This window comes from Pseudarthrobacter sp. NamE5 (genome assembly GCF_005796225.1).
Lineage (GTDB): Bacteria > Actinomycetota > Actinomycetes > Actinomycetales > Micrococcaceae > Arthrobacter.
In genome coordinates, this window is record NZ_VAHO01000024.1 from 1 (window position 1) to 25,635 (window position 25,635).

Annotated in this window: 22 protein-coding genes; 11 read left to right on the forward strand and 11 right to left on the reverse strand. The window is 58.8% G+C overall.

Going from position 1 to position 25,635, the window contains the following annotated elements; genetic code table 11:
* Positions 1-140 precede the first annotated feature (140 nt).
* The 6 genes from paaA to FDW84_RS18565 are packed head-to-tail and all read left to right on the forward strand — an operon-like array spanning position 141 to position 5,081.
* Positions 141-1,145: a 1,2-phenylacetyl-CoA epoxidase subunit PaaA gene (paaA, locus tag FDW84_RS18540; RefSeq protein WP_138610959.1), complete on the forward strand. Its 1,005-nt coding sequence runs from the start codon at positions 141-143 to the stop codon at positions 1,143-1,145.
* On the forward strand, positions 1,142-1,621 hold the full coding sequence (gene paaB, locus FDW84_RS18545) for a 1,2-phenylacetyl-CoA epoxidase subunit PaaB (protein WP_138610960.1): 480 nt from the start codon (positions 1,142-1,144) through the stop codon (positions 1,619-1,621). The genes paaA and paaB overlap by 4 nt, the downstream gene beginning before the upstream one ends.
* The gene (gene paaC, locus FDW84_RS18550) at positions 1,618-2,478 is read left to right on the forward strand and encodes a 1,2-phenylacetyl-CoA epoxidase subunit PaaC (RefSeq protein ID WP_138610961.1); all 861 of its coding nucleotides are present in this window, start codon (positions 1,618-1,620) and stop codon (positions 2,476-2,478) included. Before paaB ends, paaC begins: the two co-directional genes overlap by 4 nt.
* A gap of 5 nt (positions 2,479-2,483) precedes the next feature.
* Complete coding sequence (paaD, locus tag FDW84_RS18555) at positions 2,484-3,014, forward strand: 1,2-phenylacetyl-CoA epoxidase subunit PaaD (protein WP_138610962.1); 531 nt, start codon at positions 2,484-2,486, stop codon at positions 3,012-3,014.
* A gap of 9 nt (positions 3,015-3,023) precedes the next feature.
* Positions 3,024-4,265 (forward strand): 1,2-phenylacetyl-CoA epoxidase subunit PaaE, encoded by a 1,242-nt coding sequence (paaE, locus tag FDW84_RS18560; RefSeq protein ID WP_138610963.1) that lies wholly within the window; start codon positions 3,024-3,026, stop codon positions 4,263-4,265.
* A gap of 30 nt (positions 4,266-4,295) precedes the next feature.
* Positions 4,296-5,081, forward strand: coding sequence for an enoyl-CoA hydratase/isomerase family protein (locus FDW84_RS18565; protein ID WP_138610964.1), 786 nt, complete (start codon positions 4,296-4,298; stop codon positions 5,079-5,081).
* Between the two features lie 86 nt (positions 5,082-5,167).
* Here the strand turns inward: FDW84_RS18565 and FDW84_RS18570 are convergent, their stop codons facing one another.
* Positions 5,168-5,548, reverse strand: coding sequence for a hypothetical protein (locus tag FDW84_RS18570; protein WP_138610965.1), 381 nt, complete (start codon positions 5,546-5,548; stop codon positions 5,168-5,170).
* 122 nt (positions 5,549-5,670) lie between these two features.
* On the opposite strand from FDW84_RS18570, the gene FDW84_RS18575 reads away from it, so the two are divergent.
* Positions 5,671-6,957, forward strand: a complete 1,287-nt coding sequence (locus FDW84_RS18575) for a serine/threonine-protein kinase (RefSeq protein WP_138610966.1) — start codon at positions 5,671-5,673, stop codon at positions 6,955-6,957.
* Positions 6,954-7,466 (forward strand): hypothetical protein, encoded by a 513-nt coding sequence (locus FDW84_RS19430; protein WP_171046840.1) that lies wholly within the window; start codon positions 6,954-6,956, stop codon positions 7,464-7,466. The genes FDW84_RS18575 and FDW84_RS19430 overlap by 4 nt, the downstream gene beginning before the upstream one ends.
* Positions 7,467-7,485: 19 nt before the next feature.
* On the opposite strand, the gene FDW84_RS18585 is transcribed toward FDW84_RS19430, so the two are convergent.
* Positions 7,486-8,304 carry a CPBP family intramembrane glutamic endopeptidase gene (locus FDW84_RS18585; RefSeq protein ID WP_138610968.1) on the reverse strand — a complete coding sequence of 273 codons (819 nt, stop codon included), beginning with the start codon at positions 8,302-8,304 and terminating at the stop codon, positions 7,486-7,488.
* A gap of 303 nt (positions 8,305-8,607) precedes the next feature.
* Here FDW84_RS18585 and galU point away from each other — a divergent pair, with 303 nt between their 5' ends.
* Entirely contained in the window at positions 8,608-9,498 is an 891-nt protein-coding gene (gene galU / locus FDW84_RS18590) for a UTP--glucose-1-phosphate uridylyltransferase GalU (protein ID WP_138610969.1), read from the forward strand.
* Positions 9,499-9,516: 18 nt separating this feature from the next.
* On the opposite strand, the gene FDW84_RS18595 is transcribed toward galU, so the two are convergent.
* From FDW84_RS18595 to FDW84_RS18635, 9 genes are all read right to left on the reverse strand, one after another.
* A complete protein-coding gene (locus FDW84_RS18595) occupies positions 9,517-9,963 on the reverse strand; it encodes a VanZ family protein (protein ID WP_138610970.1) in 447 nt (148 codons plus the stop codon).
* Positions 9,964-10,238: 275 nt separating this feature from the next.
* Positions 10,239-10,844: an LPXTG cell wall anchor domain-containing protein gene (locus FDW84_RS18600; RefSeq protein ID WP_138610971.1), complete on the reverse strand. Its 606-nt coding sequence runs from the start codon at positions 10,842-10,844 to the stop codon at positions 10,239-10,241.
* A 176-nt stretch (positions 10,845-11,020) separates the two neighbouring features.
* Positions 11,021-12,862 carry a DUF4012 domain-containing protein gene (locus tag FDW84_RS18605; RefSeq protein ID WP_138610972.1) on the reverse strand — a complete coding sequence of 614 codons (1,842 nt, stop codon included), beginning with the start codon at positions 12,860-12,862 and terminating at the stop codon, positions 11,021-11,023.
* 182 nt (positions 12,863-13,044) lie between these two features.
* A complete protein-coding gene (locus FDW84_RS18610; RefSeq protein ID WP_138610973.1) occupies positions 13,045-14,301 on the reverse strand; it encodes a nucleotide sugar dehydrogenase in 1,257 nt (418 codons plus the stop codon).
* A gap of 106 nt (positions 14,302-14,407) precedes the next feature.
* Positions 14,408-15,853 carry a tyrosine-protein kinase domain-containing protein gene (locus FDW84_RS18615; RefSeq protein WP_138610974.1) on the reverse strand — a complete coding sequence of 482 codons (1,446 nt, stop codon included), beginning with the start codon at positions 15,851-15,853 and terminating at the stop codon, positions 14,408-14,410.
* Positions 15,854-16,045: 192 nt separating this feature from the next.
* Complete coding sequence (locus FDW84_RS18620) at positions 16,046-17,350, reverse strand: oligosaccharide flippase family protein (protein WP_138610975.1); 1,305 nt, start codon at positions 17,348-17,350, stop codon at positions 16,046-16,048.
* Positions 17,351-17,390: 40 nt separating this feature from the next.
* Positions 17,391-18,743: an O-antigen ligase family protein gene (locus FDW84_RS18625; RefSeq protein WP_138610976.1), complete on the reverse strand. Its 1,353-nt coding sequence runs from the start codon at positions 18,741-18,743 to the stop codon at positions 17,391-17,393.
* On the reverse strand, positions 18,740-19,876 hold the full coding sequence (locus FDW84_RS18630; protein WP_138610977.1) for a glycosyltransferase family 4 protein: 1,137 nt from the start codon (positions 19,874-19,876) through the stop codon (positions 18,740-18,742). Before FDW84_RS18630 ends, FDW84_RS18625 begins: the two co-directional genes overlap by 4 nt.
* A gap of 46 nt (positions 19,877-19,922) precedes the next feature.
* Positions 19,923-20,867, reverse strand: a complete 945-nt coding sequence (locus FDW84_RS18635; protein ID WP_138610978.1) for a glycosyltransferase family 2 protein — start codon at positions 20,865-20,867, stop codon at positions 19,923-19,925.
* 269 nt (positions 20,868-21,136) lie between these two features.
* On the opposite strand from FDW84_RS18635, the gene FDW84_RS18640 reads away from it, so the two are divergent.
* Together FDW84_RS18640 and FDW84_RS18645 are read left to right on the forward strand one after the other, a co-directional pair.
* Positions 21,137-22,561 carry a sugar transferase gene (locus FDW84_RS18640; protein WP_138610979.1) on the forward strand — a complete coding sequence of 475 codons (1,425 nt, stop codon included), beginning with the start codon at positions 21,137-21,139 and terminating at the stop codon, positions 22,559-22,561.
* 871 nt (positions 22,562-23,432) lie between these two features.
* Positions 23,433-24,881 carry a polysaccharide deacetylase family protein gene (locus FDW84_RS18645; RefSeq protein ID WP_138610980.1) on the forward strand — a complete coding sequence of 483 codons (1,449 nt, stop codon included), beginning with the start codon at positions 23,433-23,435 and terminating at the stop codon, positions 24,879-24,881.
* The last annotated feature ends 754 nt before the right edge of the window (positions 24,882-25,635 follow it).

The following is a 25,635-nucleotide window of genomic DNA, read 5'->3' on the forward strand; positions in this document are numbered from 1 at the left end:
AGTGAGAGAGCGTCACAGGGGGAGGGGCAGGGCGGGAGGGGCGGCGGACGCTTGACGCCCTGAAGCACCTCCGCATATCCTGAACGAACGGTCGGTAAATAATTCCGCCCGTCCCAGAAGGTCTTTGCATAGGAGCAACCATGGCAGCGCAGAACTTGCAGTCAGTGCCAGCTGAGCTATCCCCGGAAGAGGAGGCAGCAGGCCAGGCCGCTTTTGACCGCATCATTGCCGAGGACTCACGCATCGAGCCCAAGGACTGGATGCCGCCGGCCTACCGCAAGACCCTCCTGCGCCAGATCTCCCAGCACGCGCACTCGGAGATCATCGGCATGCAGCCCGAGGCCAACTGGATCACCCGCGCCCCGAGCCTCAAGCGCAAGGCCATTCTCATGGCCAAGGTCCAGGACGAGGCCGGCCACGGACTCTACCTCTACAGCGCCGCCGAGACCCTTGGCCAGACCAGGGACGAGATGATGGACGCCCTCATCGCCGGCAAGGCCCGCTACTCGAGCATCTTCAACTACCCGGCGCTGACCTGGGCGGACATGGGTGCCATCGGCTGGCTGGTGGACGGCGCCGCGATCTGCAACCAGGTTCCGCTGTGCCGTGCCTCCTACGGCCCCTACGGCCGCGCCATGGTGCGCATCTGCAAGGAGGAGTCGTTCCACCAGCGCCAGGGTTTCGAGATCCTGCTGGAACTGTCCAACGGCACTCCCGAGCAGAAGCAGATGGCCCAGGACGCCGTGAATCGCTGGTACGCCCCGGCTCTGATGATGTTCGGCCCGCCGGATGACGATTCACCCAACTCCAGGCAGTCCATGGCCTGGAACATCAAGCGCTTCAGCAATGACGAGCTCCGCAGCCGCTTCGTGGGCATGATGGTGGAGCAGGTCAGGGTCCTGGGCCTCACCCTCCCGGACAGCCAGATCCGCTACAACGAGGACACCAGGAAGTGGGAGCACGGCCCGCTGGACTGGCACGAGTTCCAGGAAGTGCTCGCCGGCCGCGGCCCCTGCAACGCCCAGCGCCTGGAGCGCCGGAGGGAGGCGCACGACGACGGCGCCTGGGTCCGCGAGGCAGCGGCCGCCTATGCAGCGAAACAGCAGGCAAAACAGTCAATGGCGACGAAGGAATACGCAGCATGAGCCCCCACGGCAACCCGGAAGAGCCCGCCAGCTCATCCGTTGACATCAACCGCGATGCACAGAAGGTGCCGGCCGGCCCGGACACGACGGCGAACACCACGGCTGACACTGCAGCCGGGGCAGCTCCGAACACACCGGCAGCCGCGAGCATGCCGGCCGCTACAGCCGCCTCTGTTCCGCCGCAGCATCACGACCGCTCCGCCTGGGGCCTCTGGGAGGTCTTTGTCCGGTCCAGCCGTGGCCTGAGCCACGTCCATGCCGGCAGCCTGCACGCCCCGGACGCCGCCATGGCGCTCCGGAATGCCAGGGACCTCTACACCCGACGCAACGAGGGCGTCTCCATTTGGGTGGTCCCGGCCGACGCCATCGCCGCCAGCGATCCCGATGCCAAGGGCAGCTTCTTCGAGTCGCCCCAGGGCAAGGACTACCGGCACGCCACCTACTACACCAAGAGCGAAGGGGTGAAGCACCTGTGAGCGAAGCCAACGCCAGCGCCACCCGCATCACGCCCGGGAACGCGCTCCGCCCGGAGGACATCGCGCTCGAGGTCCGCACCGGCGTGGCCAAGCCGTCAGAGGACATCGCCGAGTACGCGCTGCGCCTGGGGGACGACGCCCTGATCCTCGCCCAGCGCCTGGGCCACTGGATCTCCCGTGCCCCCGAGCTGGAGGAGGACATCGCCCTGGGCAATATCGCCCTGGACCAGCTCGGCCATGCCCGGAGTTTCCTCAGCTATGCCGGCGGCGCCATGACCAACGACGACGGCACGGCCAAGTCCGAGGATGACCTCGCCTACTTCCGCCGGGAGCACGAGTTCCGCTCCGTGCAGCTGTTTGAGCAGCCCAACGGCGACTTCGCGGTAACCATCGCCCGCCAGTTCATCGTGAGCTACTACCAGTTCGAGCTCTATCGCCGCCTGACCGGATCAACGGACGAAACCCTGGCCGCCATCGCCGCCAAGGCCGTGAAGGAAGTGGATTACCACCGGGACCACAGCGCCCAGTGGATCCTGCGCCTGGCCGGCGGCACGGAGGAATCACGACGGCGGATGGTCCACGGACTGCGCCTGATGTGGCCTTACGTCGAGGAACTGTTCCGCGACGATGACCTGACGCGCCGCCTCGCCGGGGCGGGCGCCGCCGTCGCGCCTTCCACCCTGCGGGAGGACTTCGATCGGCTGACCGGCGAGGTCCTCAGGGAAGCCGAACTGGAGGTCCCGGACGTGCCTGCGGCCACCGGCGGCGGACGGCAGGGCAGGCACTCGGAGCATCTGGGCTACATCCTGGCCGAGATGCAGGTGCTGACCCGCGAATACCCCGGGGCGAAATGGTGAGTGCCATGGCCATCTACGTCTCGGACTTCGAGCCGAAAACCAAAACCGCACAGCAGAAGGCGTGGGACATCGCCGCAACCGTGGTCGATCCCGAGATCCCGGTGCTCACTATCGAGGACCTCGGCATCCTGCGGGACGTTGAGGTGACGGAGGACGGCAAGGTAAGAGTCACCATCACCCCCACGTACTCGGGCTGCCCGGCCATGGACGCCATCAGGGACGACCTCACAGCAGCCTTCGAAAAGGAGGGCTACCAGCACGTCGAGGTGAACCTGGTCCTGTCGCCGGCCTGGACCACGGACTGGATGACGGACGCCGGAAAAAAGAAGCTGCAGGAGTACGGCATCGCCCCGCCGTCAGGAAAATCAACGGCAGCCCGGCACGCCGGCCCCATTCGCCTGACCATGGCCGTCAAGTGCCCGCAGTGCGCCAGCCTCAACACCAGGGAACTCACCCGCTTCGGCTCCACGTCCTGCAAGGCGCTGTATGTCTGCCAGGACTGCAGGGAACCGTTCGACTACTTTAAGGTCCTGTAAGGAAGCCCCATGCCTGTTGTCCGCCAGACCGCCGCCGAAGAGGCGCAGGCCACCGGCCGCCGTCGTCCGTCCTTCCACACGCTTGAAGTGAAGGAGGTGCGCCGGCTCACCGAGGACGCCATCGAGGTCGCCTTCCACGTCCCCGCGGAGTTCGCCGGCCACTTCGACTACCTGCCCGGACAGTACGTGGCCCTGCGCACCAAGCTGCCCAACGAGGACGGCGAGCTGCACGAGGTGCGCCGCAGCTACTCCATCTGCGCAGAGCCGCGCAGCTTCGAGGACGGCACCAGCGAGATCCGCGTGGCCATCAAGAAGGACCTGGGCGGGCTGTTCTCCACCTGGGCCAACGCCGAGCTCAAGGTGGGGGACACCCTGGACGTCATGAGCCCCATGGGCGCGTTCGTGTCCAAGCATGGCCGGGACGGCAAGGCCGTGGAGCAGAACCGGATGAACTCCATGAACAACCCGGAGCAGCTGGCCGGGGACGTCGCGGGCCAGGGCGAGGCGAGCTTCGTTGCAATAGCAGCCGGCTCAGGGATCACCCCGGTGATCGCGATCGCCCGCACCCTGCTGGCCAAGAATCCGGAGTGCCGGTTTGACCTCATCTATGCAAACAAGGCCGCGATGGACGTGATGTTCCTGGAGGAGCTGGCGGACCTGAAGGACAAGTACCCGCAGCGGCTGGCCATCCACCACGTGCTGTCCCGCGAGCAGCGGATCGCGCCGCTGCTCAGCGGAAGGATCGACGCCGGGAAGCTCCAGCAGCTGCTGGGCACGGCCATCCACGCGGAAGATGTTGACGAGTGGTTCCTGTGCGGGCCGTTTGAGCTGGTGCAGCTGTGCCGGGACACACTGGCCGAGCGCGGGGTGAAGCCGGAGAACGTCCGGTTTGAGCTGTTCACGTCCGGCAAGCCGGACAAACCGGAGGGGCACGCCGGCCGGCCCGTGCTGGTGGACGAGTCCAAGGAGACGTACAAGATCACCTTCAAGCTGGACGGACTGCAGGGCGAGGTAGCCAGCCCCACGCACGCCCGCGAGTCCATCCTCAACGCCGCGCTGCGGGTCCGGCCGGACGTGCCGTTCGCGTGCGCCGGGGGAGTGTGCGGCACCTGCCGGGCCAAGGTGGTCACCGGCAGCGTGACCATGGACGAAAACTACGCGCTGGAGCAGGATGAGCTGGACAGGGGCTACGTGCTGACCTGCCAAAGCCACCCCACCAGCAAGGAAGTCACCGTCGACTTCGACGTCTAGGCAGTGCCCCGACTCACCACAAGGAGCCCCATGATCTCCCTTTCCATCAGCAACAACGTGGCCGAGGTTGTGCTGGATGCGCCGCAGAAGCTGAACTCCCTGGATGAGCAGGCGCTGCAGGAGCTGTCCCAGGCGTACGACGACGCTGCTGCCGCCGCCTTCCGCGGTGAGGTGCGGGCGCTGCTGCTGAGGGGAGAGGGGCGGGCCTTCTGCGCGGGCCGCGACATCTCGAACGTCTCGCCGGACAGCGACGACGCCGCCGCGTACCTGGGCGGGCTGGTGGAGCCGCTGCTGAAGAAGATGGCCTCCTTCCCGGCACCAACGTTCGCGGCAGCGCACGGCGCGTGCCTGGGCGTGGGGCTGGGGCTGCTGCTGGCCACGGACGTGGTGTACGTGGCGGAGAACGCGAAGTTCGGGTCGCCGTTCGCCAAGCTGGGGGCCACGCTGGATTCGGGCGGGCACTGGTACTTCACCGAGCGGCTGGGCATGCACCGGACCCTGGACCTGATTTACACGGCGGACCTGATCTCCGGAGCGGAGGCGGTGGCGCAGGGGCTGTTCAGCCGGGCCATGCCCGCGGACGAGCTGCTGGAGAACACCCGGGGCATCGTGGCCAAGGTTGCCCGCGGCGCCACCGGGGCGTTCACCGCCAGCAAGGAGCTGGTGGCGCATATCCGTGACCAGCGATTGGGCCTGTGGGAGGCCATGGCGGAGGAGAACGCCGAGCAGGCGAGGCTCTGCAAAACCGACGATTACGCCGAGGGCTTCCGGGCGTTCCAGGAGAAGCGGGAGCCGCGATTTACCGGCCGGACATAACTGCCGGATTACTGGAGTAGCCGTTTGCGGCCAAAGGTGAAACCACTAACGCCAGCCCTATTCGTTGGCGGCAATGACGGCTTTGATCAGGAGGGCACCGATTCCGGGTAGGGTTCGAGACCTTCTTCTGCACCGTCATCTGTCGAAGCTGAAAGATCCGGGATGGCTGAGGACTGGAACAACTCATGCAGCTGGTTCCCGACGGCGTGCGCTTCCATCAAGTGCTGGCTCATGTCTCCGGACCCCATGACGCTTGCCGCGTAGTCCCTGAGGTCATTTTGCAGTTCAAGGATTTCGGCATGCAGATCGGTATTGGTGCGGACCCAGCCGCAATCCTGGGAAGCGGCCCTGGTGAGCCCGCTCATGACTTGAGCTGCGCGATTAATTTTCTGTGCCATCTCGTGCGTTAGTTCGATCATTAAATCCCCCGGCTGACTGGCGCAGGCAAAAAATGGATCCTGGGCCATGGTGAAGTGAAAGAATTCTAACCGTTGAGGGCCCTGCCGTCTGCAGTACAAGAAAGAGGGATCCAACGGCAGCTCTCACGAGCTGATCGCTAGAGTAAGTCCCAAGGGAAGGCAGGTGCGCAGTGACCGACAACAGGGACACCGGTATGGCCGGCACAGTACTGCGCGAGCGGTACCGGGTGGGCGAAGTGCTGGGCCACGGCGGCATGGGGAGCGTGTACCGCGGGACGGACCTTGTCCTGGACCGGGAGGTGGCGCTGAAAATCTTCCGAGAGGACATCTCCGGCCCCGAGGAACTGGCCAGGCAGCAGTCAGAGGCCCGCATGCTCGCGCAGCTGAACCACCACGGGCTTGTCACGCTCTTTGATACCGGGACACTGGTCCGGGGCCAGCAGGAAGTGCCCTTCCTGGTCATGGAGCTCGTTCCCGGAACCGACCTCCACCGGCACCTTGCAGCCGGACCCCTGACCGGTGCTGAAACGGCACGGCTGGGCGCAGAACTGGCCGAAGCCCTGCAGTACATCCACCACCGCGGCGTGGTGCACCGCGACGTGAAGCCCGCCAACATCCTCCTGACCCGCTACGCGGCTGATGCTCCGCTGCGGCCCAAGCTCGCGGACTTCGGCATCGCGCGGATGCTCGACGGCGTCCGGGTCACCGCCACCAACATGGTCCCCGGGACTGCCGCCTACCTCAGCCCGGAACAGGCCCGAGGGGACAAGGTAGGTCCGCCGGCGGACATCTACTCCCTGGGGCTGGTCCTGCTGGAGGCCCTGACCGGCTCGGTGGCGTTTCCCGGACCTCCGCTGGAAGCCGCGGTAGCCCGGCTCTCGCACGGTCCCCACATTCCCGATTCCCTAGGGCCGCAGTGGACGTCCCTGCTCGCGGCCATGACAGCGCAGGACCCGCAGGACCGGCCCGATGCGGCCGCCGTCGCTGCAGCGCTGGGCACCGGCGCCGGCTGGGCTTTGCCCGCGGAAGAGGCACCCCTAACGGAGGCAGTCCTCGCAGCAGCCCCTCCGGCCACCAAGGTCCTGGACCCGCACGCAGCCGGAAAGCCTTCCTCCGCCTCCCCGGCCGCGCCGCGAGGAGGGCAGTTGCCTGCCCTGCAGGAGAGCCAGGCAACCAACGCCACCTCCTGGCAGCCTGCCCCGCAGATGCCGGCCCGCGCCCCGGCCTCGGCGCAGCCCGTACAGACCGGCCAGCGCCTGCGGGAAAGATTCGGGCAGGTACGTGGACGCCGGTGGTGGGTCCTGGCGGCGGTGGCCGCGATCGCCGTCGTCCTTGTCCTGGTGCTGCTGACCACCCTCCAGCGGCCGGCCCCCGCACCGGTGGAGACCCCGGGTCCAACCATCCCCGGCCAGTTGGGCGAACACTTCAAGGAACTCGAGGAAAGCGTCACGCCATGATCCACGCTCCACTGCGCAAACTCCTGGCCGGCTTCCTGGCCGCCGGCGTTGCCATGCTTGTCCTGACTTCGTGCGCCGGCCAGCCCGACCTCGACGGCGGAGTGGCAGCGCAGCTGCAGCAGCGGGTGGCCACGGCAAAGCAGCATGCCGCCCAGCAGGACTTCCCGACGGCCCTGGCGGAGCTCGATCAGCTGGGCCAGGAGGTCACGGCCGCTGCCGAACAGGGCCGGATGTCGGAGCAGCGAAAGGGCAGGATCGAGGCTGCCATCGGCACCATCAGGAGCGATTTGGAGGCAGCCATGGCCCCGGCGCCGGAGCCTGCGCCCACCCAGGATTCCCCGGCGCCTGCTCCTTCAGAAGATAAAGACTCGAAGAAGCAGGAAGAGGAAGCGAAGAAGCAGGAAGAAGAGGCGAAGAAGCAGGAAGAAGAGGCGAAGAAGGAGGCCGAGAAGCAGAAGGAGGAGGAAAAGAAGGAAGGCGACAAGGAAGACGACAAGGGCAACGGCTGAGTGCTGCCACCGGCGCCATCTACGCGGCGGCCGGCCTTGCGCGGAGCGTACGTGACGCGGTGGCCGCGGCAACAATCCCCAGCAGGACGATCACGGCGGCAATCTGCTGCCACTCGCCGTCGAACACGTCAAGCTTCGTGGACCCGGAGGCGTTGAAGGACGCGTGCAGCAGCCCCACGATGAGCAGGCTGTAGCCCGTTCCCACGTAGGCGGTTCCCATAAGCAGGCGGAAGAACGGGGCGAAAAGGAACAGCACCGCCCAGGAGAGAGCGACGTCGGTCCAGGGCGTGGCGGTGAAGCCCCTCTCCGCGAAGGCGAAGGGCAGATGGATCAGTGCGAACGGGACGGCGGTCAGCAGGGCGGCGATGACGGGCCCGTGCCGGTCCATGAGACGGTGCTGCACCACGCCGGTCCAGGCGAGCTCTTCCCAGATGTTGCCCAGAAGGGCGCCGATGATCAGGGTGTTCAGCAGATAGTCTCCTGTCAGGGATGGCCAGCCGTTAGTTGGCGGGTGGAAGGTGCCCGTGGCTGCAGCAATGAGAGCAGTCAGCACGGGCAGGGCCAGAACCGCTACCACGTACCAGGCCGGGCCCACCCGCCAGCGGAACGCCCGGCGGAAGAGCTCGCGGACCGCTGGGCGACCGTCGGCGGCGCCCGTCACCAGGATGGCCGTTCCCAGCAGGATCAGCAGTTCGGCGAGGATTCCGGGGAGGATATTGCCCAGCAGCAGGATGGACAGGATCTGGCCGGTCCATGACAGCCCGACGGCGATGACCACGAAGGCTGCCACCGGATGCTGCTTGATGAGAGCCAGGGGCGTGGACGGAGACGAGGTCATCAGTACCGCCTTTTCGGGATTCCTGTTGAGGAAGGCACGGCAGCGAACGCCGGCGCTTCCGTTGTGGTGGCGTGGTGGGCTGGCATTGTCCGGTGAGAGTGCATGGCGTAGGGGAGGGGTCGCGAGGGAAGGGCGGCATGCCCTAATGGGTTCTTCTTCGAGGATCCGCCCTGCGGCATCGTGGTTGTAGGGCTGAAGGTCCTTCTGTTTCCTTCGTTCCGTACCGAAAGTTGTGCGCGACCTCCATGAGCTTCAAGACGGAAAAATTGCCTTAGACCACCGCTGATTTGTAAGGTTCAACCTATGACTACGGGGAAAGCTATCACCAAAGCCGTCATTCCTGCTGCCGGATTGGGGACTCGCTTCCTGCCCGCCACCAAGGCAATGCCGAAGGAAATGTTGCCGGTCGTAGACAGGCCGGCCATTCAGTACGTCGTCGAGGAAGCCGTGAAGTCCGGGCTCACCGACCTGCTGATGATCACGGGGCGCAACAAGCGCTCCCTTGAGGACCACTTCGACCGCGAGCCCGGCCTGGAGCGCGCGCTTGAGCTCAAGGGCGACAAGGACAAGCTGGAATCTGTGCAGTACGCCTCCGAGCTGGGCCCGATCCACTATGTGCGCCAGGGCGAAGCCAAGGGCCTGGGCCATGCGGTGTTGTGCGCTGGCCAGCACGTTGGCAACGAGCCGTTCGCTGTGCTGCTGGGCGATGACCTCATTGACGAGGCCGAGGACCTGCTGAGCACCATGATGGAGGTGCAGCAGAAGACCGGCGGCTCTGTGATCGCCTTGATCGAGGTGGATCCGTCCCAGATCAGTGCTTACGGCTGCGCAGACATCACTCCTGTCGACGGCGAGGACTTCGTGCGCGTCAACAGCCTCGTGGAAAAGCCTGCCGTGGGGGAGGCGCCGTCCAATCTGGCCGTCATCGGCCGGTATGTGCTGCACCCGTCTGTGTTCGGCGTCCTGGAGAAGACCGAACCGGGCCGCGGCGGCGAGATCCAGCTGACCGACGCACTTCAGACCCTGGCCGCAGGCGAGGGCGAAGGCTCCGGCGTGTACGGCGTGGTCTTCAAGGGCCGCCGCTTCGACACCGGCGACAAGCTGAGCTACCTCAAGGCCGTCATCACTCTGGCGTCCGAGCGCGTGGAGTTCGGCGAGGACCTAAAGACCTGGATGAAGGGCTTCGTTAACTAAGCGACGCTACAAACCTGCTTACAGGTCCGCGGCCGGAAGGCGGCGGACCTGTAGTTTTTTAAGCACCGCGGTTACCAGAAGCGCGCCGATGACAGCTCCTGACGCGTTTGTTACAAGGTCCCCTGGGCTTGCAAAGCGGTCCTGAAGAAACAAAAGTTGGCCCAGTTCTATGAGGCCGGAAATGAGTAGGCCAAAAGCGCCTATCCGCCACCAGGGCTTTTTTGGAAAAGCAAGTGAGCTTATGAATCCTATGGGGATAAAAAGCGCAACATTTGCGGAAGCCTCGACAAATGTGTAGCTGAACCAGTCCGGAATTCCGTTGCGGTGGAGGAACCGAAGGAGGCGTGTAAGTAGGCCCTGGATGGGCTGGTCCACCGGGGTGGGCCAGAAAGCGATGAGGGCCAGAGGAATCATCATGGCGATGAGGACTAGACGCCAGAGCCGGACATTCTCGAGGAGCTTCAAGGGGTCCTCAGGAGGTCTGTAGCAGGGCTAGCGCAGCGACACCGAGGGCTGAAACCGCAAGAAGGAACAGAAGACCGTAGCGGACCCCTTGGGGACCAGGGAGAAGTCGTATTGCCGTGGTGCGCGCCGCCAATGTCTCCCCATAGTCCATATTGATACCACAACTCGGGCCGCCACCTCGGCGGCTGAGTTCTTTCGAAACCTTAAACGAAGAAGGTGGGTGTTCTCCGTTTCTGGAGTTCACCCACCTTCATCAGTGGTTATTGGTGGTGCAGTTATGCAGCAGCCTCAGACTTGGCGCGGCGGCGAACAACCACTACCGAGGTTGCACCGGCTGCCACTGCACCCGCACCGACCAGAGTCCAAAGAACCAGGCCGGAGTCAGCGCCGGTAGCAGCTAGACCGCCGCCATTGCTCGCGTTTGCAGCAGAATTGCCGGATGCTGCTGCAGGAACTACAGGAGCGGCAACGGTAACGATGACCGGGCCAACGGTTACACCCGAGGTGCTGCCCTTAGCAGTGATCGAGTAAGTGCCCGGCTCGTTGATGGTCAGCGGGACAGAGATCCTGCCCTGAGCATCAGCGGTTGTGCTAAGTGTCTGAGGGGCCTGATAAACAGGAATCTTTGCGGACAGTGCAGTGCCGCCAGCGTTTGTGCCACCTGCGGGCGCAATAGTGATCGTGATCGTTACAGGCTCACCGGCCAAAAATCCCTGGCCAGTGAAGACGAAGGTCTCACCCGGCGCGAGGGTACCATCGGAAACAGTGGCACCTGTCGGAGCCGGTGCTGGGTAAGGAACCGGCTCTCCGGCCATTGCAGGCGCGGAACCAACAAAGGCGATGGAGCTGGCAAGCGCGATTGATGCGAGTGTCTTTTTCATGTGTCCCCCCGGAGGCGTTTAAGTTTTGATGTACCCGATGTCTGGGGAGCTTCCCCTCCGCACGAGACCCTGTGCAGAACAACGGATAAAATCCCAAGAACGACGCTACCATCTGTGGTCCTCAAGGAGCAATCTCAATCTAGACGGTTTACTTTATATTAATCTTGGCGCCGAAGTTAGCTGCAACTTGCATTTTCCGTTGCCATAGTCACGTCCTTGACCGGTTGCACGGTAGGCGTGACGACCACGCTTGGTTCTGCATGCTGCACAATCTTTCCGAAAGTGAACTCAACAGTCTTGCTTTCCCCGGGAGCAAGGCGGACGGCCAGGATGCCAAGGGGTCGGTTGTCATGCAGATATGGTGCGAACTCTGTTCTCGCGCCGTTCAGCTTTGCTGATTCAATCTGAGCTTGGACCGGACCATAAACGGCAACGTTTGTCTGAACGGAACCCGACGGAACACCGAAATTCCCACCACCTGTTACGTAAGTGGGCAAGGAATCAGCCAGGCTTTCGGAAGCAGTGTTAGTACTGGTGACCTGGACTACGGTTTCGCTGTATCCATCCCGCGGGCATTGTTTGATCAGCTTCACAGTCCGTTTGACGTAGTAGTCCATCTTCGCGCCTGTGCCGTCGTTCAGGTAAATCCCAAACTGTGCAGGTTGGACACTTAGGCCCGTTATGGCGCCACCAACACGATGAGTTTCAATTATTCTTTGCTCCTCAGGCCTTGAAGACCAAAGTAGCACTCTGCCCTCTTCCGCTCCCTTTGAAATAGCATCGACAAGTAGTCGTGGATCACTCCGGCCGTTTCCAAGAGCATCGAATATCTGCTTGGCCACCATCGCAAAGTACACGTCCTGGGCGTCGGGAGCGGGTATTTCCGTATAAACCTTGGAGAGCAGTGTCGTTACGACGTTATGACTTGTCAGTTCTGATGGAAGCTGAACGCCCTCGGGGGCTGCAAGACTTACGCCTCCGGTGGCTTCAAGCAGATAACTAAGCGCCACTGGATCGACGGAGATAATCCCATCGGTCTTCTGCCCTGTGTGCTTTTCCCATATAAGCTGCGCGGTGCTTGCTGCTGAGGGAAAGTCGGGCGTCAGATTAACATCCTGCATAAACTTCCCCAGGCGGCCCGAGTAGATCTGCTTTTGAATTTCGTCAACCTGCACAGGGGGGGAGACTGTACCTATGGCGCTGGCGCTGGACTGCGTGCCCAAAGTCAGGAGCCCCTTGTCCAAATGAAGTGTTATAAGAGCACCGGGTATGCCGCCAGTAGCACGAGGTTCCGCATTGTTCTGGACCATCAGCAGATAGGTTCGAGGGCTATCAGCCCCCAACATTACGGGGGCAATATTTGCAGCTCTTGTTGCGGCTTCCAAACTTTCACTAAGTTCCCCTAACCGCGTTTGAGCCTCGACGAGCGGCTCAACAACTTGAGGCAGCAATGCAGAAGTTTCGATGCCATTTAACCGTTCGGACGAAGACGTGACGGCATGAGCAGCGGCTTGCAATTTGGGGTTTGCCGCCTGCAACTTCGCAAGGTCGACTCCGTCTTGGTCCGGCACTAGAGATTTCCAATCCAAAGACTGGAAAGTGGAAACAAGGGGCTCGGCCCCTAGTCGGGCTATGTCGTCGGCACTAACTGCAACATCTGTGACAGCCTGGAGGTTCGGCCCGATCCACGGCAGCAAGGCTGCGAGCGTCCAAAGCGGACTGCCTGTATCTGCACGTGCTTTGGCCGTATGTTCTTTAAGTGCTGCAACAGTGCTTATTGCCGCCGACGACTCGCCGGCAGCGACAGACTTCTCCAACTGTGGTAGCAGTTCAACTGCGGCTTGGAGCTCTCGCTTCACGGAGTTGGCAGTGGAAGTCAGTCCAAATCCGACTGCCGCCGCGAGGGCGATAATGAGTCCAAGCACTGCCCATCGCAATGTCTTGCTCCTGTCCGGCTTCGCGCTTTCGTCGCTCAAGCCAGGACCGGGGGAGCGTTGTTCGACAGTGCTACCTTCCATGTCGGTGCACGTCCTTCCTAATAGGCGACAGGCTTTTAATGTGCGCTGATACAGGCAGCCTCTCAGCCCGAAGCCTTAGTGAGTCTGCAGGGCGAACCATGATGAGGGCACAACGCGGTATGCGCCCGTTACGCATGCGCCACGGGTAATTAGCTGCAGCGAAGCCAGTATCGGCATAACAACTACAACCGAATGGCTGCACTGCTCGACGTGACGCCTCTTGTGTCAAAGAATAGTGAAGCCTTTTGGCTGAGCGCGTCTGCATCGTATTCGGCATGATTTTGAAGAAGGACAACGAGATCAGCTGACTGAATGGCCGTATGAAGGTCCTGCTCTCCTTCGAGTGTCGCATCATCGACCCGCCATGTGCCTACTTTTGGATCGTGGTAGGAAACAATAGCTCCTTTGCGGCGAAGTAATTGCGCTATTGGGGTTGCTGGCGACTCGCGCTGATCAGCGATGTTCGGCTTATATGTGACGCCAAGTAACAAAATTGTCGATCCATTGAGGCTCTTTTGCGCGTTATTGAGGATATCTTGCACTCGCTCAACCACATAAGCAGGCATGGAGTTATTCACTTCCTCTGCCAACTCCACGAACTTGAACGGGTAACCCAAGGACTTCCTCACCTGGTAGCTCAGGTAATTGGGGTCAATCGGGATGCAGTGGCCACCTACGCCCGGACCGGGGTAAAAGGCCTGAAAGCCAAAGGGCTTAGTCTTGGCAGCCTCAATGACATTCCAAAGATCGATGTGCAGCTCATGGCAGAAGCGAGCCATCTCATTCATGAGGGCGATATTTATGTGCCGGTAAGTGTTTTCCAGAAGCTTCGCGGTCTCTGCTTCCTTCGCCCCTTTTGTCGTCACCACTGTGTCAACAAATTTTGAATAGAATTCCGAAGCCAACTTAGTTGACTTTGCGGATATCCCGCCCACAACTTTTGGGGTGTTCTTCAATCCGTAAGTCTGATTCCCCGGATCAATTCTTTCGGGTGAGAATGCAAGGAAAAAATCTTGGTCGAGGAGGCGGCCCCCTGACTCGAGGATTGGACGGATCAGGTCGTCAGTAGTACCCGGGTAAGTTGTAGATTCAAGAACTATGAGTGTGCCAGGAGAATACTCGGTGGCTATTGTCTTGGTCGCGGATACGACGGCTCCGAGGTCGGGCACTCCAGCTTCTCCCAGGGGGGTTGGCACGCAAATCACCACCACGTCTGCATCCTTTATTGCAGTCGGATCATTGCTGGCCCGGTACCCGCTAGCGATCATGCCTGCAATGTCAGAATCCTGCAGGTCATCGATGTGTGATAATCCGGAATTCAGGCTATCTACGGTTTTTTCGTTAAGGTCAAACCCGGTTACCGATAATCCCGCATGCACTGCTCCCTGTGCTAGGGGCAAACCTACGTATCCTTGGCCAATTACCACGACATTCGTCATTAGTACCGTCCGTTCCTGAAGAGGTGTTTTTCTGAGGGCGCGCTGGTCGAAGCAGGTTGCATTCTCGATTTGCTACCAGCACGATGTAAAGGGAATTCGATGCGACTTATTTGTTGGCTGCTGCAGGGAAGCGTGACGCGGAACGAGACTGCTCAGCAGCGGGTTCCGCAGGCCGGGTCCCTGAGGACTCTAGTTCTTGGTGGGATGCGTAGCTTTGGTAACCATAGGCGTATGCATCGGGCCCCTTGCTCGGAAGCATGTTCATAACAACGCCGAGTACTTTGGCTTCGACTAGATCGAGTGTTTGAAGCGACTTCTCAACGTCCCCCTGCTTTACAGTTTGGCTACCAACCACCAAGACCACCCCACCCAAATGCTGGGACAGAACTGCCGCATCTGTCACGGGGAGGAGCGGCGGCGCGTCAATAATCACCGCGTCAAACATCGATTCAAGTTCGCGGATGACCTGCGACATCGCGTCTGATCCCAGGAGTTCGCTGGGGTTCGGGGGTACCTTCCCAGAAGAGAGTACATAGAGCTGGTCCTCACCCCATATTTGGAGAAGATCTCCAATTTCGGCACTACCAATCAATGCTGTTGTAAGGCCGGCACTACCCTCTAATCCAAGGTACTCAGCGATCATCGGCCGGCGAAGGTCGGCGTCAACAAGTGCAACGGATTGACCGGACTTCGCAAGAGTTATCGCGAGGTTTGCAGCAGTAGTACTTTTTCCCTCCCCCGGAAGTGATGAAGTCACCATGATTGCACCAGATTGCTGTCCCAGATTGGCGAACTGGATGTTGGTTCGGAGCCTTCGGAATGACTCTGCACGAGGAGTCTGGTCTTGGTGCTCCAGGATGAGTGGACTCTTCACAGCCTCGCGATCGTAAACTATGCCGCCCAGAATCGGCGCATCGGTGATTTTTTGCAGGTCAGCCTCACTGCGCACTTTGTTGTCTAGGGTTGCCCGAACGAGGGTTGCGAGGGCACCAAGAAAGATTCCTGCCAGAAGACCGAGTGCTAGGTTTATTCGCGTGTTCGGGGCCGAGGCTTCCCGAGGTGCCACTGCCGGAGTCACAATCGAGAGCTTAACGGGGGAGGTGCTGGATTTATCGGACTTCTCTAAGGCATCGACTGCCTTCACTAGACTGTCGCTGACTCCTTGAGCGATCGCTGCTGCTTCGACCGGTGAATCGTCTTCCACGGATATTGTGATCAATACGGTGTTCAGGTCAGAAGTAGCTTTCACCTTTGCGGCTAGCTCTTCCGGTGTGATAGGTAGGCCCAGGGTGTCGATCACTGGCTGGAGGACTACCGGCGTTTCTACCGTTTTTGCATAAGACTGAACACGCGCTTGACTGAACGTGTTACCTTGCTGCAACTCTTGAACGGAGCCTGAGCTTTGTATGGCTACAAAGAGTTGAGCATTAGCTGTGTAAGTAGGTTTGATGAGCAGAGAAACAGCACCGCCAGTCAAAAGCCCGATGAGAGCTAGGCTCACCATCAATACCCAGTTGCGTCGCAGGACACGCAAGTAGTCTCTAAGTTCCATTTTGAGTGGCCTTTCCGAGTGCAGCAGGAATCAGTTGCTGCAGTACACAGCCCCCCGACAAATCTTATGCTGATCCGCGTCGTGATTCTAACTTGGGCATGGCAGCTGCAAAATTGGTTCCTATACCTTTTCGTAGTATGTGTGTGTTGGAACGCAGCGTGCAATGCCACTGGCGCATACTAGCGCCCACAGCTAAACCCGTGATGAAGCCCTGTGGCGGCCGCGTTTTCGCCGTGCACTGGCACGTGGCGCAACTTCAGGGGCTCTCTGGAGCTGTACGACGATATAGAGCCAGAGAAGCGATCCTAAAAGAGCCTCGCAGAGGAGAGTCGAGATGACTGCGCCTGCTATGCCGTATTGGGGAAGCAGATAAAAGTTCATGCAAACGTTGATTGCTGCCATGCTTGCTTGAACCGCCGTCCGGTAGCTTTGGTGTCCACAGCCGGTCAAAGTGTCAGCGGCTAGAAACGAGCCCGCCCTCAGAATGATCAGCCAGGCCATCGGCTGGATGTATTGGACTGCTTCGCTGTAGTCGGTGCCTAAGATCGCTGGTGCGAGGGGCGCAGCGAATGCGACACCAATGGCACCCACAACCGCATAGCCGAGAACCAGAAATGAGATCTTGCGGGTCAACTTGAGGGCGCTTCGTAGGCCGCTCTTGCCCTCCTTGAAGTAGAGGGGATAAGCGGCCGCAGATACGCTGCGAATGGGAGCGTAAGCCATATCTATAATTCGGTAGGCAGCCGAGTAGATGCCTGCGCTTGTCGCAGACACAAGTCGCCCCAGCATCGCTTTGTCGATATCGTTATACACGTTCTGAGAGGCAAGGGCTGTGGCGAACAGGAGACCCTCCCGCATCTCACGGGGAGTTACTTTCGTCTTACCCCTATAAAATCCGATCCTGACTGTAGTTAGTACCGCAACGCCTGCGCCCAATGGCAATGTGGCGGCTGCGTAAATCCACGACCAAGTCTCGAGGGAAAGTGTCCCGAGGGCCAGATTTGCTGTAACAGCTGCCACCAAGCGGCATGTGTTTGCAAGCGAGGGCAAAATCGCCAGTGCGCGGCTGCTGCCAACCGCTTGCCGGAACGAGCCGACCAAGTCGACTAAGCGAAGTCCCACGAGGTCGGCCACCGCAACATAAAAAATCCCCGCCCAAGATACATCTGCCGGGGCAACCCAGTGAGAAGCGGAGGCTAGCAGCAGCGAGCTGATCATGCCACCGAAGGCCGTGAAGACCAATGCCCTCTTCCACTCGTACCGCGCTGTGACCGGGTCTTGAGCTACGTTCCTAACCATCAGTGTATTGGTACCTAGGCTTGAGAAGGGCGAGACTAAAGCCGCCAAAGCCAACACTGCCGCAAACGCGCCGTAGTCCGTAGGACCGAGCATACGCGCTAATGCGACAAAATAGACCGCTTGTATTGCAAGCTTCGAAACCTGCCCGGCAAAAAGGGCTAGCACGCTTTTTCTCAGCAGCTTAGTGTCTATAGCCACGCTAATTCTTTCGCTTCGTGTCTACCGCATATAAGAGTGGTCAAGAGCGATTATGACGAGGGGTTAGGTGTGTGTGTGTGTGTGATCGTCGCTGATCCTGTAGCGCTGGTGTTGTTCCTTGCGTCGCTATAGATCCCTTTGTCTTCGTTATAGATAAAAGGAAAATAAGGGGGAGCATCACAAGAGCGTTGCCATCGGCCGCAATCGGGTTCCAAAAAAGTTCCGTCATTCCAGTAACGCCTAGAAAAACGATATATGAAACCGCAAAGGGCGTGGCGCGGTGATGGAAGAACGAATTGCTGAGGCTTTTGGTGTAGATCCAGAAAAGCCCTAGCACGGCGCCTACGCCGCCGGTGAAGAGCAAGAATAAGTACTCACTGTGAGGAAAATGTGAGGGCACGGCACCTACTGACTGGTACGTGTACCAGCGGTCGACACCAAGACCCGAGACCCAGTCCTCCCCGAGAGCGGACAATCCGAGTATCCAGACGTTACCCCTGTTGCTGAAGTCCGACGGTTCCGCTTCGACGACAAGCCAAAATCCTACGATGAACAGTGCGACTGTGCCGAGACTTGCCCAAACGATTAAGAGTCGACTACGTTCTGTTAGCGCTCGTGACGTGGTCGCCTTCCGACACCATGATGTTGCTATCGCTGCCAGGGGCCACACCGCCACACCAACAGCAAGAGCCAGTTGTGATGTCCTTGACTCCGTGGCATAGAGAGTTAACGCGAATGTGAGTATCACGATAACACTTTTCCTATCCCTATATGTAAGAAAGGCGCACAAGACACCAATTCCGCACAACAAAGCGACGGTGTTTTCGGACTGAAAAGGGCCAGTGTAAAGAGCGTCGAAGGGCCCGCACTTGAATTTGTCGCATGGACGCCAGCTCAGACCCTTGAGTGGAGACATCGCAAACATAAGGCTAATTGCAAGAACCATGGCAGCAGCAACGTCGCGTAACTGCAGCTTTGACAAGCAAAAGACAAAGCCGAGCAAAGCCAAGGACAGAATTCCGAGCGAACGACCTAATATCTGTTGCAAGGCGATTTCGGCGTTCATCAATGCATTAACGCTGAAAAGCGCGGCGGCAATAAAGGCTGGCAAGAATGCGGCAAGCGAGATCTGATGCGTCATCCGCGAACGAATACTTTTGGATGCGGCAATTAGTACGATCATCAGCATTAACGCAATAATGGAAAGCTGTCCAGCTTGACCTCTAATCAGCATTCCAGCTTCATACAATAAGCTCGCAAGCATAACGAGAACCAAGCCAACAAAGACCAGAGGGCTACGGGCTGTCAATCCCGACCTACGAACGGCCCAAATTTGAACTACGAAACTTGTCGCAGCAAGCAGGACGATGCCGAATCCAATCAGCGTTGTCACGGATTTCCCTTGGTTGTTGCTGCGGATCGCGCATCCAGAGACGATAGGTCCGTCAACAGCCGCAACCAGTCCCCACGGATCCGCTCAACGCCAAAGTCTAGGCCGCGGAGACGCGCTGCCTCGATATACGCCTCAGTAGGGAATGGCGTAGTCCTGTGAATTTCGCGAATAGCCTTAGCCAATGCTTCCGGCGTTGCCTCCGAAATCCATCCCGGTGAATAGCGCGGTACCATATACCGCGCTACACGCGTATCGACTGTAAGCACAGGAACGAAAGCATCAGCCGCCTCAGCGTAAACCAAACCGAAGGTCTCGGCGACAGAACAGTGCAGTAAAAGCGAGGCCTGGTGCAGTTCCTCCTTCACCGAATTTCGATCGAGGTATCCAGTGAACTCGACCCGGTCTTCGATTCCGAGATGCTCGGCTAGCTCTGTCAGTGCGGTCATACGTGGCCCAGATCCGACTACCGCGAGCGAGTACTGTTCGTCCAGAAGTGCCAGGGCTTCGAGGGCAAGGTGCTGAGCCTTGATCGTTGTAAGCGACCCTACGCAGACAATATGGCAGCCGGCGATTGGGGGCTTTACCAGTGCCTGCTCAATGTCCCTGGGAGCTGGTGCTTCCACAACGTTGGGAATGACTGTAATTCGTCGAATGTTGCCGTATTCCTGCATGTCTTCGGCGACGGGGCTGCTGACGGCCACGACATGATCCGCCCTTCTGTAAAGGCACCGGGACATGAGCTTCAAAATTCGCAGGGGTCGAGAGTGCAAGAGCTTCTCCCTAAGCAAGGTGTGCTCCCAAACGACGGTTCTGGAAGCGAAGGCCGGGGCCACGAGTAGCCAAGGTACAGCCGTCCATACTCCTACCAACACCACTGTGCCTAAGTCGCTCCTGCGGGAGCACGAGTAAAGCCTTGCAAGGCTACGGAGACGTTGCCACCCTTGTAAGGGAGGGCCCAAAACTTCCACGCGACTCGCCAAGTTCTTGTCGGCATCTGAACCCCCAATGACTATCACGCGGATCTCGAGATGTTGCTCAAGAGCTTTGATAAGGTTTAGGGTCACACGCTCAAGGCCTAGGGTCGGAGTCAGTCCTGACACGACAAAAGTGACACGGAATTTACCAGTACTCATAGGAACTCCTTATAGCGGGGAATTTCCAGCCCTCGAGTGACGAAGGTCACTTGATAAACCGCATTAGTCGTTGAATCCACGTTCTGGGAAGAACACCAGAAATGCCGAGTGCTAGAGGGGAAACGCTGGGGAAACGTCGAAGGCCGATTAGGCGGCGGATTATAGCAAGTACACCCTTTAGGTCGTGCTTTTGAAGCGCGTAGCGGAGGGTCTGTCCAGCCAGGAAGTCGGCTTCAGTTTGCGCTCCATAGCTGCCCAACGCTGATTTCGCCCATTCAAGGGAGGTTACCCAGTCGCTCCCGGCCGAGATTGAACCAGCAGTCCCAACGTAGATATCGACCAGTTCCTCTTTAGCTTGAATAAATTGCGTGTCTGCTTCACGTCCTAGCTTCAGAAGCCAATCCCAGTCTTGATGCCTGGTCAGCTTCTCATCCCATGGAACGCGTGTGCAAAGTTCCTTAGGAGCCATAACTGTCGAAGCAAAAAAGGAAGCCCGCGTTGAACCAGCGCGTCGACGGCGGAACAGATAACTTGCAATGTCCTGATCTGGATGGATCAGCACCGCCGGTACGCCGGTGATTTTGGCGGTGGATGTCGTCCCTGTGACACTTTGAACCGCTCGGGATCCTATAACCAGCGCCCCCTGAGCAGTGAATCGGGATGCGGCCGCTAACTGAATGCGCAGCTTTTCAGGAAACCATGTGTCGTCATCATCTAGAAAAGCTATCCACTTTCCCTGGGCTGATCTAACACCGAGGTTTCGTGCGAAACCACCTCTTTTGCCACCACCAGTGAATAGAACGCGGTGCGCGCCCTCAGCTGCTTCCAGCATCTCTTTGGTTGTTTTCGCTTCGTCCCGATCGAAAACGACCAGCACCTCGACCCCGCCTGAATAGTCCTGCGCGATGACGCTTTCTACGGCTTTCCTCAGTTCTGGCCTTCCCACAGAGGGAATAACCACGGAGACATCAATGGTCTTAGTGGGCAGCATTTTTCCGCTTTCATTAAGTCGCCACTGACAAGGTCAACAGCGCGCGTGGGAGGACTCGAACTGGCAGGACGAATAATCATCGAACCGCAAGGAGCTCAGGGAGCGCTCTGGACGCAAAGTATGAACCGACAAGGTCCCCCATCCCTCTCGTGCAACTTGCCGCAGTCAAGTCATGTTAGCAACTAGAATCAGGGTCCCGTCGTACTGCCGGTATCATCTACTGTGCTCACCTAGGTGGAGAGCTGTTGGTCTAATCGGGGGACGTCGAAATGTGTGAGTCTGTGAAGTGGCGTACTCGCTATGCCCGCCGACTTCGAGTAGTGGATGGTGTGGTCGTAGTATGGGCAACCGCAGGCGCTCTCATATTGAGGGTGGGAACCGATGAAGGCCCGCTTAGTAGAGAGACAGGACTTTATCTTGCTCTGACCGCTGCCCTGGCTGTCGGGTGGTGGTTGATGCTTGGTCTCTGGGGAACACGAGATCCTAAAGTATTGGGTTTCGGGCCGGAAGAATACAAACGCGTTTTTGCCAGCTCACTTTGGTTGTTCGGTATCATTGCAATCCTTTCTTACTCCGCTCGATTCGACACCGCACGGGGATACGTGGGGATTGCCTTGCCGGTCGGTGTTTTGGGTCTAGTCCTCGGCCGTTGGATTTTGCGTCAGCACCTTGCGTTAGAAAGATCTCAAGGATTCAGTTCTTCGAAAGTACTCGTCCTAGGGGGAGCCGCGAGTGCGGAGCATGTTGTACGTTCACTTCGGAGCCACCCGCAAGCCGGTTATGCTCCAATAGGAGCATTCCTGACATCCAATAGCGACGAGCGCGAACTGTCTGTCCGGGTCATCGGAAGCGGCCGCGGTCTAGACCAAATAATGCGTGCAATCGATAAGGTCGGTGCGGATACGGTAGCAGTGGCCGCTGAAGGTGACTTGTCACCTAGGGATCTTCGTCAACTTGGGTGGACCCTAGCGGCTTCCCACGTATCGATGATTCTGGCACCCTCACTGACAGATGTTGCTGGCCCGAGGATCCATACCCAACCAGTCGCTGGATTGCCGCTCATCCACGTCTCGACACCAAAGCTGACGGGCGGTCGGCGAGTAGCGAAGCGTGCATTCGACATCATAACCGCAGTCCTCTTGCTGGTCCTGTTGTCACCGGTGTTCTTATTGGTTGCGGTATTGGTGAGATCTACTAGTCCAGGGCCAGTGTTCTACAAGCAGGAACGGATAGGAATCAGAGGCACTTCTTTCAACATGCTCAAGTTCCGGTCGATGCGCACAGACGCGGACCAGGAGTTGCAGGTTCTGCTGCGCCAACAGGGAACAGGCAATGTCCCGCTGTTCAAAGTCAAGGACGATCCTCGGATAACCCGTGTAGGAAAAGTCCTCCGCAAGTATTCTCTGGACGAACTGCCGCAACTAATAAACGTAGTCACGGGAAGCATGAGCCTCGTAGGGCCACGACCGCAACGGGCCGGCGAAGTCGCCCTATACGACTCCGATGCGCACCGGCGTCTTTACGTTAGCCCTGGGATGAGCGGCTTGTGGCAGGTAAGTGGTAGATCCAACTTGACGTGGGAAGAGAGCATAAGGCTCGATCTTTACTACGTAGAGAATTGGTCGCTCGTGGGCGATATCGTCATCCTACTAAAGACATTCCGCGCAGTCTTTGCTGGCGCAGGTGCTCACTAAGGAAAACCCCATGTTTGCTCGGCAGGAAACAAGTGGCTTAGCAGATATTTTAGTGGGGCGGGATGCAGGGGCCGCCGCGGGAGCGGTCGTAGGGACGTGGGGCTGTCTACTTGGCCGGGCCCTTGCCTGTGCCAGGCCAGACGCTGTCAGCAGCGTAATCGTCCTCCTAACACATGTTTCAGTTTTTTCGGGCGAACATGACATATCCCCTTGTACCTCTTCTTACCGTCAACCGGACCTAACGTGAGGCTGTGATTCTGCGTCTCGCTTTTGATCATGACGATTAATGCCGGTACCGGCCAGGTGGTCATGTGGGTGCGAACACACGCGATGTCGAAGAAAGACGTGACTCGATGCTTTTACTGCAGCACGTCGTCGCCTTCTAGAGGGCTGCACAGTTCTATCGGACGTCTCACTCAACCCTTTTATTGAGGGGCGAGTAAGCCTCATGCCGGTCCATGTGCTCTCGAGGATACGGCGCAAGCGCGCGCTGGAGACGACCGACGAGCGCCAAGGTTCCATGAAATGCGGGCACCTCCCACTCGCTATCTACCACCAGTAACAGGAGTCCTCCTGGCGTCGCCTGTTGTGACCGTCACATTTCACATTATTGCCGCTACGGCAGGAGCAGCGTCTAGGTATTTACCGAGAAGCACGCTTTAGAAAGTGAGTACTTGAGTAGTCTCTTAGCGGATGGTCCTTCGAAAAAACAGGTACCACATACGCATGTTAGACCTCACCCTGCTTTGTTGAATTAGCGCAGGGCAGAAGTTCTAATCGGCCCATATGCAAAGACAAGAGCGCTTCATTGGTGCTCACGCGCACTCACTTTTCCGCGATAGGGAGATAGCTCGAGATACGGGGGGTCAAAATGATATCTGTTTTTTCTCGAATTTCTGGGGCGATTCAATGGGGATGCGTTCGCGATGTTCCGAGGGTAAAAGCGAAATCACCGAAATCAACCTCAGCGACTGCCGCCGTTGAGGATAGGGGTGGCGCCATATCCTCAGACGCAGCGCTCGCAGCTACATCCCCCTCCGATGCCATCGGGCGTCGTCGTTTGCTGACAGCTGGCACTGCCGCCGCCGCAGGGGTCGGTGCGCTTTCGCTATTCCCGGCTGTTCCTGCCTCTGCCACTATCACGGCACCGGCTAGGTCCGCACCAACCGGTAAAGGCGCAGTTGTCTTGTCAATGGATGATGCCTTTATGGCGATGGATACCGTCAGGAGATTCTTGGACGAGCGAGGGCAGAAAGGGACCTTCTTCATAACTCCAGGCCTATTGAACGGGCACTCAAAAATTAGTGAGGCGCATATAGTGGCTATGGCCCAAAATGGTCACGAGGTGGGTGCGCACTCGTTAACCCACGCGAACTTGACGTCTATTTCGCCCGAGCAGCGGTCAACCGAATTCGAGCAGCCGAAGTTTATCCTTGAAAAAATCACGGGGGTGCCTGTCACTTCCTTTGCATATCCTTTCGGGACTGCCTCAGGCGGGCGCAATTTAGCCACTGATGTGGACTTGTACCTCCGCTACGACCGAGTCTTCGATACGTCGCAGTATAATCAGGCAGCAATTTATCCGAGGTACAGCCAAACTCCAAGCCTGATCAGAAGAACCGGAGTGGACGGCGCCAGCCATGCCCAATGCCTGGCCATGGTAAGGGAGGCTGCGAAAAGACCAGTTCTGGCTTCGCTCTACTTTCATAATTTAGACACGCAGTTCAACCCAACTACCGCGCAGCTCATAGAACTTCTTGATTTAGCGAAGGCCTTGGGCGTTGAGCTGATAACTGCTTCGGAAGCCTTTGGTTCTCATCGCATGGTGGCCAACGCCGGCTTCGAAGAGAACTCTACCGACGCCCTGCCATGGCGTTGGTTCAAGAGCGGAAGCGCACAGCTTGAGATCGTGACGGAAAGGCCGCAGACAGGTCTGGCGGGGAACCGGTCGTTGCACCTCTACGCTCCGCCTTCAACCTATTCCCGAGTCGCTCAGGCGGTTGAAGTTGTTCCAGGCGTGACATATACCTACTCTTTCCGGGCCAGAGCAGTTCAGGGGTCCACCTGGGCCTCGCACAGCGCATATGGGCATTGCGTTCCTTTGGACTACGGACAGTCGCCCATAGCGGGCGCGGAAGTGCGTACTAAACCGGTGCTTGCGGAACATGTTGCATGGACAAAATACTCCGTCGATTTCACCGCGCCGGTTAACTGTTCCACGGTGTTACTCGGTCTCGTGGTGGACTGGCCCAATAATGGAGGGCGTGTAGCCTTCGACCACGTCTGGTTCGGTCCCAAGACCATGGGAGACTTGGGATAGGTAGGGTGTCATGGGCGGTGCTTTCCTGCCTCGAAACGACCTTCCGGACTCGCTGACGCGCTGCAACAGTAGAGCGACGAGGATGCCGCTTTCATTATTCCGGGGCAGACAGGTGAGTGTTAGGTGTCAGCGTGGCTGATGTTTGCCGGTTGTCATTTTGAAAACCCAAGCGTGATGAAAAGTTCTTTGCCCCTATCGTCCACTTGAATAAAGAAAGTCGCTCATAAACAGTGAGGATTGCAGGCTAGGAGAGTCCCTTGGTGCCAACGCAACTAAACGAGCTGCGCTCCTGAGCTGCTGGTTATGGGCCCAATAGTCGATGAGTCTTGGGATAAACACGTGAAAGCCCAGCAAGTTGAGAACCTGCTGGGCCCACACTCAAGTTTGCCTGAAGGATGTAGTGATGGCGATGCAAAAGTAACCATCGCTAGAGCGAAATGAGCGCTCCGGTTGGCTGAGTGACTACAGCACGACATATCCGTAGCGCTCTGCTTTACGAATGCTGATTGCCAGCATCAAGATGGTATAAATGGCCTGTGAAAGTTTTGTTGCCTTGTGGGGAAGGCGAAGCTCCCTTGGACTGCGCACACCAATTCGTTGGCCTTTGCCCTAATTGTCAAATTGCTGTAACGATAGGTGACTCGCAGGATGCGAGAACAGCTCGAGCTGACATGTTTCGTAGCCGTATTGGGGCTCAAAACAGGCGGTCATTTGATTCCGGCGTACAACTCGCTCAATAGTATAGGGCATCTCT